A 14860-nucleotide genomic window follows, 5' to 3' on the forward strand; every position below is an offset into this window, starting at 1 on the left:
GCGGTTGTTCACTGCGCGTTCAGAAGAAACGCTCCGACACATTTGCGATCGACGTGGAACCAAGGCGCAAGAGTGGCTCACCGGCCGGCGAGTCGATCCGTCGCAGGCGGTGGGCCGGATGGTCCGGGCGGTCCGCGCACCGGTGATTCGTCAGGTGTCTTGCCGGGCAACTCGTCCGGTCGCGGCGGCTCGCCGGGTTCGCGCATCGGCTCCGGAATCTCCGGTCGCGGACTGCCGGGTGGAATTCCCGGCGGCGGTTCGCTCGGGGTGCCCGGCGTCGTCGGCGGAATCTCGGGCGGCTCGATCGGCATCATGTCGGGACCCCGCGGTTGCCGATGCCAGGTCGCATCGCGCCCATTGATAGCTCCATCGAAGTTCGCAGCGACAACGGATCGCGCGCCGCGGCGTTCCGATGTTTCACCCGGGCGTGTGGCAGACCGCCTCGATATTGTGGCCGTCGGGATCGAGCACGAATGCGCCGTAATAGTTCGGGTGATAATGCGCGCGAATGCCGGGCGCGCCGTTGTCGCGGCCGCCGGCCGCCATCGCAGCCTTGTAGAAGGCATCGACGGTGGCGCGGTCCTTGGCCGTGATGGCGATATGCACCGGCTTGTTCATCGCGCCTTCGCCGCCGATCCAGAAGTCCGGCTTGCCGTCGGCGCCGAAGCCCGCGGCGGGCGCGTGCCCGGTCACTTCCGCAGGCACTTCCATGATCAGGCCGTAGCCGAGCGGCGCCAGCGCCGTCTGGTAGAACGCCTTCGCGCGTTGATAGTCGGAGACAGAAAAGCCGATATGGTCGATCATCGCGAGCCTCCCTTGTTGTGATGCATTTGCATCCGCGTTCTCGTCTCACCTCCCCTTTCAAAGGGGAGGTCGCTTTGCTCGCGAGAGCAAAGCGGGTGGGGATCTGCTCTCTCCGCTGGCACCGTTACCTGCGGCTGACCCCCATCCCGACCTTCCCCCTTTCAGGGGGAAGGAGAAGACAGGGCTGTCAACCCCGTACCAGCAGCGTGTTGCTCCGCGTCCGGCCTTGTTCGACGTAACCGCGCGCGTGCATGTCCGCAATGCAGTCGTCGGTCCATTCGTCCTTCGACAGATGCTCGATCACCACCGCGTCGGGCCACAGCGACTGCGGCGCGTCGCGGAAAAAGCCGATCAGCACGCGGTCCTCGAAACCCTCGACGTCGATCTTGAGCGCGTCGACCTTGCTCGCGCCGGCCTCGTCGAGGATGCGTTGCAGCCGCAGCGACGGCACGTTGAACGCCTTGCCGGTGGGCGTGCCGGTGACGATGTGGCTGGCGCCGAGATTGTCGCCGTCGGTCTCGATCATCAGTTCGCCATCGGTCGGGCCGGCGGCCGCCGCAACCAGGCGCACCTGCGGAAAGCCGGAGGCCTGGGTGTTGAACTTGAGCCGCGCATGCGTCACCGGATGCGGCTCGATCGCGATCACCTTGCCGCCGGGCCCGACATCGCGCGCCAGCGCCAGCGCATAGGTGCCGACATTGGCGCCGAGATCGACGAAGGTGCCACTAGCGCCGACATGCGCCCGCAGGAAGGCGAGTTCTTCAAGGTTGTAATCGGGATTGAACAGCGCGCCGCGCTCGGTCGCGCTTTGCTGATGATAGAAGCGGAACGATGCGCCCTGATAGGTCACGTCCAGCGGACCCGCGCCGAACAGATTGACCAGCTTCGACAGCCAGGGCCGGAACGCGCCGCGCTTCAATCCTGAGCCATGCGCAAGGCGGATGATGGCGGCCTGCGCCGCATTGGGCGCGAAGGCGCCGAATGGCGCCGGCGATATGTCGTTGCTCGGGATCACGCATGGCCTCGTCAAAAGCGCGGCATGCATAGCCGGTTTTGACGGCAGCGCCAACGCCCGTTACGCCGCCTTGCCCGCCGCCTGCCGTTGCCGCAGGAAGCGGCCGAGCAGCCTTCGCTTGCCCTTGCGCGGGATCAGATCGACGTCGCTGACCAGTTTGGCGCCGCCCTTGCGGCGCTCCAGCACGATCTTGCGGCTATGGAACGCTTCGAGCTCGACGCGATGGGCGACGCTGACGATGGTCGCCTTCGGCAGTTCCGTCGTCACCGTCTCCATCATCTTGTCCTGGCTCTTCTCGTCGAGCGCGGACGTCGCCTCGTCGAGCACGACGATGTCGGGCGCGTGCAGCAGCAGGCGGGCAAAGGCGAGCCGCTGTTTCTCGCCGCCGGACAGGGTCTGGTCCCACGGCGCGTCCTCCTCGATCTTGTCCTTGAGATGGTCGAGGCCGACCTTGTGCAGGGCACGGCTGATCTCATCGATGGTCCAGTCTTCCGCCGCGCCGGGATAGGCCACCGCGCGCCGCAGCGTGCCCGAGGGCACGTAGGGCTTTTGCGGCAGCATGAACAGTCGGCGGTCCGCGTGGAGGCCGACACTGCCGCCGCCCCACGGCCACAGCCCGGCGATGGCGCGCACCAGCGTGCTCTTGCCGGTGCCGGATTCGCCGGCGACCAACAGCCGCTCCCCCGGTTCGATCACCACCTCGGTCTCGCCGACCACGGCGGTGCCGTCGTCCAGCGTGACGGAGAGATCGTTGAGGCTCAGCATGGCCTCGCCCGCGGTCTCGCCGCGCTCGATGCGGCCGAAGCCGTCGCCGGTCTCGGCGCGTTCGAGCCCGTCAAGCGACATCATCAGCGAGGCGATGCGCCGTGCGCAGGCGTTCCAGTCGGCGAGCCGCGGATAGTTGTCGACCAGCCAGCCGAACGCGGTCTGCACGATGGTGAAGGCCGAGGCCGCCTGCATCACCTGGCCGAGCGACATGCTGCCGTCGAGGAATTTTGGCGCGCACAGCAGCAACGGGACCACCGGCGCAATGAGATTCGATCCCTGCGACACCAGCGTCGTGCGCATGTGCTGCCCGGCGAGCCGCGCCCATTGCCGCAACACGTTCGAGAACGTCTTGTCGATGCCGTCGCGCTCCTCGGTTTCGCCGCCGAGCAGCGCGATGCTTTCGCCATTCTCGCGCACGCGGGTCAGGATGTAGCGGAATTCCGCTTCCGCCTGGTTCTTGTCCTCGGAGATCTGCACGAAGCTGCGGCCGATCGCCGTGATCGAGCCCGACGCGATCGCCGCATAGATGATCGCGGCGATGACCAGGAAGCCCGGGATGCTGATCGACGAGCCGCCCAGCGTCACCGTCAGCGCGCCGCCGATGGTCCAGAGCACGACGATGAAGGTGACGGCCGAGAGCAGCGCCGACGTCACGCCGGCGATGAAGTCCACCGGAGAATCGGTCGCGATCCGCAGATCCTCCGCGATCCGGTACTCCGGATTCTTGTGATCGCCGTCGACGAGGTTGAGCTGGTAGTAGCGGCCGTTGGTCAGCCAGCGCGAGACGACGGCGTTGGTAAGCCAGGCGCGCCAGCGCCGCTGGATGCCCATGCGGCCGAACACCTGGGCGACCCCCAGCAGCACGCTGCCGATCGCGAGCGGAAAGAAGATGGCCGTCAGGTGGAAGACACTGGCCGAATCGCGCTTTTCGATCGCATCGAAGATCGCGCGATTCCAGACATTGATGCCGTACTGCACGGCGACATTGGCGACGATCAGCAGCAGCAGGCCGATCGTGAACAGCCATGCCAGCCGGTCGCCGCTCCGGCCCCAATAGCCGCGCGCGCTGATCCAGAACCGCGTCAGCAAATAGTCCTTGCGCGCCTCTTCGGCCTCTTCGGCCGACAGCTCGGGATCGGGTTCGACGATTTCCGGCGGCGGCGGTTCGACATGGTCGCCGCCTTCGGCAATCACCTCGACAAATTCCGACTTCTCATCCGCTTCGCCTGCCGCGGGATCCTTGCGCTCTTGATCGGCCGGCTTTGTGCTCGCTTTCCGACGCGATGCAGTCTTGGCCGACGACGGCCTGTCCGACGATTGGGATTTTGCCTCAGCTTTGCCCATGGCACGATAACGCCAGGCAAATTACCCGGTTCCGCCCGGCTTCCGGCGGTCAGTCGCGCGGATTGCAACGACTCCAGGGGGTGAGGCCTGCGCATGCGGGCGATCCGGTACGCCGCGACCGCTTGATTCAAGCACAGCCGTCTCTGGGACACTGGATCACCCGCGGGTGATGACACCGATATTCGATATCTTGAAACGAGACCTATCCTCATCGTCGTCCTGGCGAAAGCCAGGACCCATTACCCCGAATGCAAATTGTTGCGCGAGGTTGGGGCCGCGATCCCGTTTCCAATCAACTGCGGTGGTTATGAGTCCTGGCTTTCGCCAGGACGACAGCGTGCTTGAGATGTGCCACGCAATCACCTCACTCCGCCGGCGCTTGATCGCGCCTCAGCCGGCGCGACCGCGTCGCTTTGTGCAGCACGCGCGCGAGCTGCTCGGCCGAATACGGCTTCTGCAGCAGCTCAAAGCCGCCGCTGCCCTGTTGCGACAGCACCTGGCTGTAGCCGGAGGCGAGCACGATCGGCAGATCGAGCCGCTGCCGGCGGATCTCTTCCGCAAGCTCGATGCCGCTCATGCCGGGCATCACGACATCGGTGAACACCAGGTCGAACCGGTCAGCGTCGACGGCGAGCTCCTCCAGCGCGTGGGTGGCGTTGTCCACCAGCACGCAGGTGCAGCCGAGCTGGGTCAGCGTGTCGGCGGCAAACTTTCCGACTTCGGCATTGTCCTCGACGATCAGGACCGATGCGCCGGTCCGATCGACCGAGGGCGCGTCCTCGGTGCGCTGCGCTCGCGCGCCATGCCCGCCGACGACGCGCGGCAGATACAGCGTGAATGTCGCACCCTTGCCGACTTCGCTGGTGACGGTCACCTCGCCGCCGGACTGCTTGGCGAAGCCGAACACCTGGGACAGGCCGAGGCCGGTGCCGTGACCGACCTCCTTGGTGGTGTAAAACGGCTCGAAGATGCGGCCGAACAGCTCCTGCGGAATTCCGAGCCGGTGTCGGCTACCGACACCGCGACATGGCCGGGCGAGTTCGGCGGCGTGCCGGCCGCGGACGGCAGCCTGTCCACGGCGCGGACCGCGATCGTGAGCCGGCCGACGCCGTCCATGGCGTCGCGCGCGTTCACCGCCATGTTGATGATGGCGGTCTCGAACTGGCCGGCATCGGCGTTGACGAGGCAGGTCTCGTCCGGCACTTGCGCCGTGATCTCGATGCGCGCGCCGATCAGGGTTGCGATCATCTCGCTCAGGGTGCGGACATTCTGGCAGGCGTCGAACACCTCGGGCTTGAGGGTTTGCCGGCGCGCGAATGCAAGCAGCTGGTTGGTCAGCTTGGCGGCACGGTTCACGGTGTTGGAGATCGCATCGATGTAGCGCTGCCGCCGCGGCTCCGGCAGGTCCGGCCGCCGCAACATGTCGACCGACGCGCGGATCACGGTGAGCAGGTTGTTGAAGTCGTGCGCGACGCCGCCGGTGAGCTGCCCGAGGGCCTCGAGCCGCTGGCCGTGCCGCAACGCCTCCTCGGCCTCGATGCGCCGGTTGGCCTCCTCCTGCAGGCGCTGGGTTCGCCGGAAGGCGAGCGCGAGCAGGCCGAACAGCAGGCCGGTGGCCGGGACCCCGAAGATCAGGTGCTGGGCCATGGTCGACATCCAGCGCGACTGGATCGCTGAGGTTTCGAGGCCGGCACTGACATAGACCGGGTATCCGGCCAGCCGCTGATAGCGCATGCGCCGTTCGATGCCGTCGGCCGGGGAACGGATCGTCATCGTCCCGGCCTCGGGATTGGCGACGATCTGCCGCCCGAGCGGTCCGCTCGGCTCGAACCGGACGTCGTGGTTGACGGCAGGGAAGTGCGCCAGCACGGCGCCGTCGGTCCGGATCAGCGCCAGGAAGCTGCCGGGCTCGCGGCCGATCCTGGCGTAGAAGTTCTCGAAATATTCCGGAAGCACGGAGGCCTGGATCACGCCGGCAAAGCTGCCATCGTCGCCGTTGCGGCGCCGGCCGACGCTGAAGAACCGCGAGCCCAGATAGGGCGGCCGCGGCGTCAGCACCTCGCCGATATAGGTGCCGATGTCGCCCTGGGCATGGATCCGGAAGTAGTCCCGGTCCGAGAAGTCGACGTCGGGGGCCGGCTGCACCAGGCTGTTGACGAGGGCGCGGCCGTTGGCGTCGAACACCCAGACCGATTTTACCTGGGGAAGCGCCATGGCGACCTGCCGTAGCCGCTCGTGCAGGCTCTTCTCGCGCGCGCTGATATCGGCATCACCCATGCCGCGGACGACCTCGGTGACCTCGGCCAGGCCGCGATCGATGGTCTCGAACACCTTCAGCGCGTGCTCATGGGCGACATCGAGCGTACGCTGGATCTCCTGGTCGGCGGCCTCGCTGGTCGAGATCCAGGACATTGCGGAGGCAAAAACGAACAGCGCCAGCGGAAGGGCCAGCGCGGCGGCCATCATCCATTGCAGCAGTCTCAGCGAATTGCGTTGTGCGGTCTGCACGGGCGCTCCGGCTCCGCGCGAACCATAACGCAAACCGTTGCGCGGGAGGAAGCAAAACGGCGCCGCGAGGCGCGGTGCGGACGCTAGTTCGCCATTCCACGATCGGTCAAGGTTACCGGAGACCAACCCGGATCGATCAATTCGAAGCCGGCTCACGTCCGGGGCCGCGCGGGGCGGCTGCGGCGCGGTGGCATCACGACCTCGTTAGCGCCTCGCCGGCAGTCAAGCGGAAAATCGGCCTGGATGGCGCTTCCGGGCGCTGTTTTTAGGAGTTCTAAAACCTCTCACGGGCAAACGCTTGACCCTGTGACTACCTGCTGAAAAACAGGCCGCATGACAGGCGATCCAAACAGCTCCCGGGATAATTTGCAGGACGTCCGGCTCGGACATGCGGATCGCGGTTTTGTCGGAAAGATCATCAGGCTCGATGCGCTCGTGACGGGCTCATCGCTGTCTCCGCAGGAGCTGGAGCAGCGCCTGGTCGAGATGGGATTTGTCGAGGGCGCGCGCGTGGAAATCCTGCATGAAGGCACGATCCGAAAGGACCCGATCGCGGTGCGCGTCGACAACATCACGATCGCGCTACGCCGGAGCGAAGCCATGGCTGTGATCGTCGAATGACCACTGCATCCCTGCGCCTGGCGCTGGTCGGCGCGCCGAACACCGGCAAGACGTCGCTGTTCAACAGCCTGACCGGCAGCCGACAGAAGGTCGCCAACTACCCGGGCGTCACGGTCGAGCGCAAGTCCGGCGGCTTCGTCACGCCGGAGGGCCGCAGCGTGACCGTGCTCGACCTGCCCGGCACCTATTCGTTGCGCGGCCGCAGCCCGGACGAGGAGATCACCCGCGACATCGTGCTGGGCCGCTTCGACGGCGAGGCGGTGCCCCATCTCGTGCTCTGCGTCGCGGACGCCACCAATCTGCGGCTGACCTTGCGGCTGGTGCTCGAGCTGAAGCGCGTCGGCCGGCCGATGATGCTGGTGCTCAACATGATCGATATCGCCAGGCGCCGCGGTGTCACGATCGACATCGATCGGATGTCGCAGGAGCTCGGCTTGCCGATCGTGACCTCGGTCGCGGTCCGCAAGGGCGGCATCGACGAGCTCCTGAAGCGGACCGACGAATTCCTGGCAAGGTCGCATGAGGCGGCGGCCAGCGAGTGGACGACGCCGACGATCGCCGACCTCAAGGCGGCGCAGCGCGAGGCGGACCGCATCATCGCCGCGGCGGTGACGCTGCCGACCAAGCCCGACACGCTGACCAACCGGATCGATTCGGTCGTGCTGCATCCGGTCTGGGGTCTCGTGATCCTGGCCGTGATCCTGTTCGTGATGTTCCAGGCGGTGTTCACCTGGGCGCAGCCGGCGATGGAGTTTCTGTCGGACAGCTTCGCCGCGCTCGGGCAGCTGATCCACGGCGTGCTGCCGGAAAGCTGGAGCCTGTTGCAGAGCTTCCTGCAGAACGGCGTGATCTCGGGCGTCGGCAGCGTGATCGTGTTCCTGCCGCAGATCATCATCATCTTCCTGTTCATCCTGCTGTTGGAAGATTTCGGCTACATGGCGCGCGCCGCGTTCCTGATGGACCGCATCATGGGCGGCGCCGGGCTGCATGGCCGCGCCTTCATTCCGCTGTTGTCGAGCTTTGCCTGCGCCATTCCCGGCATCATGGCGACGCGCGTCATCGACAACCGCCGCGACCGCCTGACCACGATCCTGATCGCGCCGCTGATGACCTGCTCGGCGCGCATTCCGGTCTACACGCTGATCATCTCCGCCTTCGTTCCGGCGACCACGCTGTGGGGTTTCGTCAACCTGCAGGGGCTCGTGATGTTCGGCCTCTATGCCGCCGGCATCACCAGCGCGCTGACGGTCTCGGCGATCGCGAAATTCTTCCTGTGGCGCGATCACGCGCCGGCGCCGTTCATGCTGGAATTGCCCGACTACAAGATGCCGCGGCTGCGCAGCATCGCGATCGGTGTGTTCACCCGCGCCAAGATGTTCCTGTACCGGGCCGGCACCACGATCCTGTCGATGATGGTGCTGATCTGGTTCCTGGCCTCGTTCCCGCAGGCGCCGGCCGGCGCCGAGGGACCGGCGATCAATTACAGCTTTGCGGCGATGATCGGCCATGCGCTCGAGCCATTGCTGCGGCCGATTGGCTTCAACTGGCAGATCGCGGTGGCGCTGATTCCGGGCATGGCGGCGCGCGAGGTCGCGGTGGCGGCGCTCGGCACCGTCTATTCGATCGAGGGCGGCAAGGAGGCGGCGGACCAGATCGGCCAGGTGCTGGCGCAGAAATGGACGCTGGCGACCGCGCTGTCGCTGCTGGTCTGGTACATCTTCGCCCCGCAATGCGCCTCGACGCTCGCGGTGATCCGCCGCGAGACCGGCGGCGCGAAGTGGATGGTGGTGACGTTCATCTACATGCTCGCGCTGGCCTATGTCGCGAGCTTCCTGACCTTCAACCTCGCGCAGGCGCTCGGCCTGCATTGATCGGTAACGCAGTTTCATCATTTCGACTCGAAACTGCGATAGGTGCAGGCAGCCAAGCGAAGCAGTAGAGTTGGTCGAGGGCGCATGAAGCGGGCCCCTCCGCGTGTTCCCTGCGAGACCATGCAATGTCGACGTACGGCCTGGAGCGGCTATTTTCGCCTCGAAGCATCGCAATCGTCGGCGGCAGCCCGCGTCCGTCGTCGCTCGGCGCGGCGGTGCTCAGGAACATCAAAGCGAGCGGCTTCACCGGCCGCGTCGGCGTCGTCAATCGGAACTATGCCGACGTCGATGGTGCGCCGACCGTTCCCGACCTGAAATCACTGTCGTTCGTTCCGGATCTCGTCGTCATCAGCGCACCGGCGGCGGCGGTTCCGGAGATCGTCGCGGAGGCGGCTTCGGCCGGCGTTGCCGGCGCGGCGATCCTGTCGGCCGGTCTTGGCCATGGCGCGGGCTCGCTGGCGGAGACCGCGGGGCAGACGGCGCGACGGCATGGCATGCGCCTGATCGGGCCGAATTGCCTCGGCGTCATGGTGCCGCGTGTGAAGCTCAATGCGAGCTTCGCCTCGCATCAGCCGTCGGACGGGCACGTTGCCCTGATCTCGCAGTCCGGCGCGGTCGCGTCGGCGATGATCGAGTGGGCGGCGGAGCGGCGGCTCGGCTTCTCCGGCATCGCGTCGATCGGCGACCAGCTCGACGTCGATGTCGCCGACCTCCTGGATTATTTCGCGCTCGACGACCACACCAGCGCGATCCTGATCTATCTCGAAGCCGTCAAGGACGCGCGCAAGTTCATGTCGGCGGCGCGCGCCGCGGCGCGGTTGAAGCCGGTCGTCATCGTCAAGTCGGGACGGATGGCGCAGGGCGCGAAGGCCGCCGCGACCCACACCGGCGCGTTGGCAGGCTCCGATGCGGTCTACGACGCCGCATTCCGCCGCGCCGGCATGCTGCGCGTCTACGACCTGCGCCAGCTGTTCGATTGCGCCGAGTTGCTCGGCCGCGGCTTCATCCCGCGCGGCAACCGGCTCGCCATCCTGACCAATGGCGGCGGGCTCGGCATCCTCGCGACCGACCGGCTGGCCGAGCTCGGCGGCGTTCCCGCGACACTGACGGCGGAGACCATCGAACGGCTCGACAAGGTGCTGCCGCCGGGCTGGTCCTACGCCAATCCGGTCGACATCGCGGGCGATGCCGATGCCGACCGCTACGTGGTGGCGCTCAACGCGTTGCTCGATGATGCCAACAGCGACGCGGTGCTGGTCGCGAATGTGGAAACCGCGGTGGCGCCGGCCCAGGGGATTGCCGAGGCGGTGGCGCAATGTCTGCGCGACCGCAGGACGAAGCGGAGTGCGGTCGCCGCGCTGGTGCTCGCGGCCTGGGTCGGCGCCGACGAACGCACCGGCGCGATCTTCGAGGCGGCGCGGATTCCGCATTTCCCGACGGAGGACGATGCGGTGCGCGCCTTCATGTATCTGGTGCGCTATCGCGAGGCCTCGACCGCGCTCGCCGCAACCCCGCCTGGCGTCGCATCGGTGTTCACGCCGGAGACGGCGGCGGCGCGGCACGTCGTCGTGAAGGCGCTGTCGGAAGGGCGCGCCTGGCTCGATCCGGCCGAGATCGTCGCCCTGTTCGCGGCCTATCATATTCCGATCGTGACGACGCTCGTCGCCGACAGTGCCGAGGACGCCGCCGCGAAGGCGGCGCCGCTTCTCGCCGAGGGACATGCGATCGTGGTCAGGGTGTCCTCGCGCGACATCCGGCACGCCTCCGACGTCGGCGGCGTGATCCTTGACCTGCGCACGAAAGACAGCGTCGTTGAAGCTGCACGGACGGTCATGGCGCGGGCACGAAGTGCCCGGCCCGATGCCATCCTGCAAGGCGTGACGATCCAGCCGATGATCGTGCGGCGCGCGGCGCGCGAACTGATCCTCGGCATCGCCGAAGATCCGACCTTCGGTCCGGTGATCGTGTTCGGGCGCGGCGGCCCCGCGGTCGAGGTGATCAACGACAAGGCGCTGGCGCTGCCGCCGCTCGACATGAATCTCGCCCGCGAACTGATCGGGCGCACCCGCGTCTCGCGGCTGCTCGGCGGCTATGGCGATGTGCCGGCGGTCCCGGCCGATGTGGTGCCGCTCACCCTCGTCAAGCTGGCGCAGATGGCGGCCGACATTCCCGAGGTCGCCGAGCTCGACATCAACCCGATGCTGGCGGACGAGAGCGGCGTGCTCGCGCTCGATGCGCGGGTCGCGATCCGCAAACCCACCCGGCTGTTCGCCGGCCATACGCGGCTCGCGGTCAGGCCGTATCCGTCGCAATGGGAAGGCGAGCTTGCGCTGCGCGACGGCTCGCGCGTCACGGTGCGCCCGATGCGGCCGGAGGACGAGCCGATGGTCAGCGATTTCTTCAAGCGCGTCACCGCCGAAGACCTCAGGCTGCGCTTCTTCCATGCGATGAAGGAATTCTCGCACGCCTTCATCGCGCGCCTGACCCAGCTCGACTTTGCGCGCGCGATGGCCTTTGTGGCGCTCGATCCGAACACCGGCGAGATGATGGGCGCGGTCCGGCTGCACTCGGATTCGCTGTACGAGAATGCCGAATACGCGATCCTGCTGCAGTCCGATCTCAAGGGCAAAGGCCTCGGCTGGGCGCTGATGCAGCTCCTGATCCACTATGCGCGGTCGGAGGGCTTGAAGCGCCTGTCCGGCCAAGTGCTGACCGAGAACACCACGATGATCGGGATGTGCCGCGATCTCGGCTTCACCGTCACGATGGATCCGGACGATCACAGCATCGTCGATGTCGTGCTCGATCTCGATCGATCCGGTGTCGATGCGGTCGGCGCCGATATCCTGATCCGGCCTGCTGCGGCTGGCCGCTGACGACAGCGCCAGCCGCGGCTGCAACGGATCAGATCTGGCGTTCGACCAGCTTGAACTTGAGCTCGGCGATCGCTTCGGAGGGATTGAGGCCCTTCGGGCACGCCTTGGCGCAGTTCATGATGGTGTGGCAGCGATAGAGGCGGAACGGATCCTCGAGATTGTCGAGCCGCTCGCCGGTCGCCTCGTCGCGGGAGTCGGTGACCCAGCGGTTTGCCTGCAGCAGCGCGGCGGGGCCGAGGAAGCGTTCGCTGTTCCACCAGTAGCTCGGGCATGAGGTCGAGCAGCAGGCGCAGAGGATGCACTCGTAGAGGCCGTCGAGCTTCTCGCGGTCCTCGTGGCTCTGCCTCCACTCCTTCTGCGGCGTCGGCGTCGTGGTCTTCAGCCACGGCTCGATCGAGGCATATTGGGCGTAGAAATTGGTCAGGTCGGGGACCAGGTCCTTCACCACCGGCTGGTGCGGCAGCGGATTGACCTTCACCGCGCCGCCGGCGCCGACGTCGTGCATCGACTTGGTGCAGGCCAGCGTGTTCTGGCCGTCGATGTTCATCGCGCAGGAGCCGCAGACGCCTTCGCGGCAGGAGCGGCGGAAGGTCAGCGTCGGGTCGATGTGGTTCTTGATCCAGATCAGGCCGTCCAGCACCATCGGACCGCAATCATTGGTGTCGACATAATAGGTGTCGACGCTCGGATTCTTGCCGTCGTCCGGGTTCCAGCGATACACCCGGAATTCGCGCGTCTGGGTGGCGCCGGCCGGCTTCGGCCAGGTCTTGCCGCCGGAAATCTTCGAATTCTTGGGAAGTGCGAATTCAACCATGCTTGCTCGCCTTCGTTCTCAGTAGACCCGCGCCTTCGGCGGGATGTACTGCACGTCATTGGTCATCGTGTAGCTGTGCACCGGACGGTACTCGATCGCGGTCTTGCCGGCCGGATCGATCCAGGTCAGCGTGTGCTTCATCCAGTTCTTGTCGTCGCGGTCCGGGAAATCCTCGCGCGCATGCGCGCCGCGGCTTTCGGTCCGGTTGGCCGCCGAATCCATCGTCACGACCGCCTGCACGATCAGATTGTCGAATTCCAGCGTCTCGATCAGGTCGGAATTCCACACCAGCGAGCGGTCCGACACCGAGATGTCGCCGACGCCGCCATAGACCTTGTGGATCAGGTTCTGGCCTTCCTGCAGCACGTCGCCGGTGCGGAACACCGCGCAATTGTTCTGCATCACATGCTGCATGCTGTCGCGCAGCTTCGCGGTCGGCGTGCCGCCGGAGGCATGGCGGAAATGATCGAGGCGGCCGAGCGCGAGGTCGGACGAATCCTTCGGCAGCTCCGGCTGCTTGGCGTTCGCGGTCAGCTTGTCGGCGAGGCGCAGCGCGGCGGCGCGGCCGAACACCACGAGATCGATCAGCGAGTTGGAGCCGAGGCGGTTGGCGCCATGCACCGAGACGCAGGCCGCTTCGCCGATCGCCATCAGGCCCGGCACCACCGAATTGTCGTCGCCATTGCGCTTGGTCAGCACCTCGGCGTGATAGTTCGTGGCGATGCCCCCCATGTTGTAGTGCACGGTCGGCACGATCGGGATCGGCTCGCGGGTGACGTCGACATTGGCGAAGATCTTCGCCGATTCGGAGATGCCCGGCAGCCGCTCATGCAGCACCTTCGGATCGAGGTGATCGAGGTGCAGGAAGATGTGGTCCTTCTTCTTGCCGACGCCGCGGCCTTCGCGGATCTCTATCGTCATCGCGCGCGAGACGACGTCGCGCGAGGCGAGGTCCTTGGCCGACGGCGCATAGCGCTCCATGAAGCGCTCGCCCTCGGAGTTGACGAGATAGCCGCCCTCGCCGCGGGCGCCTTCGGTGACGAGACAGCCCGAGCCGTAGATGCCGGTCGGGTGGAACTGGACGAACTCCATGTCTTGCAGCGGCAGGCCGGCCCGCAGCACCATGCCGCCGCCGTCGCCGGTGCAGGTGTGCGCCGAGGTGCAGGAGGCATAGGCGCGGCCATAGCCGCCGGTCGCCAGGATCGTGGTCTGGGCGCGGAAGCGGTGCAGCGTGCCGTCGTCGAGCTTGAGTGCGATCACGCCGCGGCAGACGCCCTGATCGTCCATGATCAGGTCGATGGCGAAGAACTCGATGAAGAATTCGGCCGAGTGGCGCAGCGACTGGCCGTACATCGTGTGCAGCATGGCGTGGCCGGTGCGGTCGGCGGCGGCGCAGGTGCGCTGCGCCTGGCTCTTGCCGAAGTCGATGGTCATGCCGCCGAACGGGCGCTGATAGATCTTGCCGTCCTCGGTGCGCGAGAACGGAACGCCCCAATGCTCGAGCTCGTAAACCGCGTCGGGCGCGTTGCGCACCATGTATTCGATCGCGTCCTGGTCGCCGAGCCAGTCCGATCCCTTCACGGTGTCGTACATATGCCAGCGCCAGTCGTCCTGATGCATGTTGCCGAGCGAGGCCGAGATGCCGCCCTGCGCCGCAACGGTGTGCGAGCGGGTCGGGAACACCTTGGTGATGCAGGCGGTGCGCAGCCCGGCTTCCGAGCAGCCGACCACGGCGCGCAGGCCGGCGCCGCCGGCACCGACCACGACGACGTCGTAGGTATGGTCCTGGATCGGGTAGGCCTTGCCGTTCGTGGCCGGGCCACCGTTGGTGGCCTTGCCGTTTCCTTCACCGGCCATGGATCAAACTCCCGACGACAATTTGAGGATTGCGTAGATCGAGGCCAATGCGACCGCGACGCAGAAGAAGTTGTTCGCCATCACGCTGGCGATCTTCAGCTTCTCGTTGTGGATGTAGTCTTCGATCACGACCTGCATGCCGATCTTCATGTGCCAGGTGCTGGCGATGATGAAGAGCAGCAGGATGATGGCGATCGGAATCGAGCCGAGGATCTGCGCCGCGCCGGCATGGTTGCGGCCGATCAGCGTGATCACCACGACGATCACGGGAACGATCAGCAACGTCATCGCAACCGCGGTGAGGCGCTGGCGCCAGAAATCGCCCGTGCCGGTGTGCGCGGAGCCGAGGCCGCGGACGCGCTCCAGCGGCGTGCGCATCGAA

10 protein-coding genes and 1 pseudogene are annotated in these 14860 nt (G+C 66.6%); 3 read left to right on the forward strand and 8 right to left on the reverse strand.

All coding sequences use genetic code 11. The annotated features are described in order from the left end of the window. Nucleotides 1-77: 77 nt before the first annotated feature. The 5 genes and pseudogenes from ACE10X_RS00685 to ACE10X_RS00705 all read right to left on the reverse strand — a co-directional run bounded on the left by ACE10X_RS00685 (nt 78) and on the right by ACE10X_RS00705 (nt 6439). Nucleotides 78-311 carry a hypothetical protein gene (locus ACE10X_RS00685; protein WP_375764669.1) on the reverse strand — a complete coding sequence of 78 codons (234 nt, stop codon included), beginning with the start codon at nt 309-311 and terminating at the stop codon, nt 78-80. Between the two features lie 106 nt (nt 312-417). Next, nucleotides 418-804 (reverse strand): VOC family protein, encoded by a 387-nt coding sequence (locus ACE10X_RS00690; protein ID WP_283089048.1) that lies wholly within the window; start codon nt 802-804, stop codon nt 418-420. Between the two features lie 187 nt (nt 805-991). Beyond that, complete coding sequence (locus tag ACE10X_RS00695) at nt 992-1849, reverse strand: FkbM family methyltransferase (RefSeq protein WP_085970762.1); 858 nt, start codon at nt 1847-1849, stop codon at nt 992-994. A 30-nt stretch (nt 1850-1879) separates the two neighbouring features. After that, entirely contained in the window at nt 1880-3931 is a 2052-nt protein-coding gene (locus tag ACE10X_RS00700; protein ID WP_038387249.1) for an ABC transporter ATP-binding protein/permease, read from the reverse strand. A gap of 364 nt (nt 3932-4295) precedes the next feature. Continuing rightward, nucleotides 4296-6439: pseudogene (locus ACE10X_RS00705) on the reverse strand (ATP-binding protein). A 333-nt stretch (nt 6440-6772) separates the two neighbouring features. Here ACE10X_RS00705 and ACE10X_RS00710 point away from each other — a divergent pair. The 3 genes from ACE10X_RS00710 to ACE10X_RS00720 all read left to right on the forward strand — a co-directional run bounded on the left by ACE10X_RS00710 (nt 6773) and on the right by ACE10X_RS00720 (nt 11807). Then, a complete protein-coding gene (locus ACE10X_RS00710) occupies nt 6773-7060 on the forward strand; it encodes a FeoA family protein (protein WP_026192088.1) in 288 nt (95 codons plus the stop codon). Further along, complete coding sequence (locus ACE10X_RS00715) at nt 7057-8931, forward strand: ferrous iron transporter B (protein ID WP_038387247.1); 1875 nt, start codon at nt 7057-7059, stop codon at nt 8929-8931. Before ACE10X_RS00710 ends, ACE10X_RS00715 begins: the two co-directional genes overlap by 4 nt. A 125-nt stretch (nt 8932-9056) precedes the next feature. After that, the gene (locus tag ACE10X_RS00720) at nt 9057-11807 is read left to right on the forward strand and encodes a bifunctional acetate--CoA ligase family protein/GNAT family N-acetyltransferase (protein WP_038387246.1); all 2751 of its coding nucleotides are present in this window, start codon (nt 9057-9059) and stop codon (nt 11805-11807) included. Nucleotides 11808-11835: 28 nt separating this feature from the next. Here the strand turns inward: ACE10X_RS00720 and ACE10X_RS00725 are convergent, their stop codons facing one another. The 3 genes from ACE10X_RS00725 to sdhD are packed head-to-tail and all read right to left on the reverse strand — an operon-like array spanning nt 11836 to nt 14856. After that, the gene (locus ACE10X_RS00725) at nt 11836-12621 is read right to left on the reverse strand and encodes a succinate dehydrogenase iron-sulfur subunit (RefSeq protein ID WP_038387245.1); all 786 of its coding nucleotides are present in this window, start codon (nt 12619-12621) and stop codon (nt 11836-11838) included. 18 nt (nt 12622-12639) lie between these two features. Beyond that, entirely contained in the window at nt 12640-14478 is a 1839-nt protein-coding gene (gene sdhA / locus ACE10X_RS00730; protein WP_038387244.1) for a succinate dehydrogenase flavoprotein subunit, read from the reverse strand. A gap of 3 nt (nt 14479-14481) precedes the next feature. Continuing rightward, on the reverse strand, nt 14482-14856 hold the full coding sequence (gene sdhD, locus ACE10X_RS00735; RefSeq protein WP_085964893.1) for a succinate dehydrogenase, hydrophobic membrane anchor protein: 375 nt from the start codon (nt 14854-14856) through the stop codon (nt 14482-14484). Between the last annotated feature and the right edge of the window lie 4 nt (nt 14857-14860).

The organism is Bradyrhizobium sp. Pha-3, from assembly GCF_042258325.1.
GTDB lineage: Bacteria > Pseudomonadota > Alphaproteobacteria > Rhizobiales > Xanthobacteraceae > Bradyrhizobium > Bradyrhizobium elkanii.

What these genes read in the sequence shown, in the direction of transcription:
- ACE10X_RS00715 (WP_038387247.1), top strand. Translation starts at nt 7,057, where the DNA reads ATGACCACTGCATCCCTGCGCCTGGCGCTGGTCGGCGCGCCGAACACC.
- ACE10X_RS00710 (WP_026192088.1), top strand. Translation starts at nt 6,773, where the DNA reads ATGACAGGCGATCCAAACAGCTCCCGGGATAATTTGCAGGACGTCCGG.
- ACE10X_RS00685 (WP_375764669.1), bottom strand. Translation starts at nt 311, where the DNA reads ATGCCGATCGAGCCGCCCGAGATTCCGCCGACGACGCCGGGCACCCCG.
- ACE10X_RS00700 (WP_038387249.1), bottom strand. Translation starts at nt 3,931, where the DNA reads ATGGGCAAAGCTGAGGCAAAATCCCAATCGTCGGACAGGCCGTCGTCG.
- ACE10X_RS00725 (WP_038387245.1), bottom strand. Translation starts at nt 12,621, where the DNA reads ATGGTTGAATTCGCACTTCCCAAGAATTCGAAGATTTCCGGCGGCAAG.
- ACE10X_RS00690 (WP_283089048.1), bottom strand. Translation starts at nt 804, where the DNA reads ATGATCGACCATATCGGCTTTTCTGTCTCCGACTATCAACGCGCGAAG.
- sdhD (WP_085964893.1), bottom strand. Translation starts at nt 14,856, where the DNA reads ATGCGCACGCCGCTGGAGCGCGTCCGCGGCCTCGGCTCCGCGCACACC.
- ACE10X_RS00720 (WP_038387246.1), top strand. Translation starts at nt 9,057, where the DNA reads ATGTCGACGTACGGCCTGGAGCGGCTATTTTCGCCTCGAAGCATCGCA.
- ACE10X_RS00695 (WP_085970762.1), bottom strand. Translation starts at nt 1,849, where the DNA reads ATGCATGCCGCGCTTTTGACGAGGCCATGCGTGATCCCGAGCAACGAC.
- sdhA (WP_038387244.1), bottom strand. Translation starts at nt 14,478, where the DNA reads ATGGCCGGTGAAGGAAACGGCAAGGCCACCAACGGTGGCCCGGCCACG.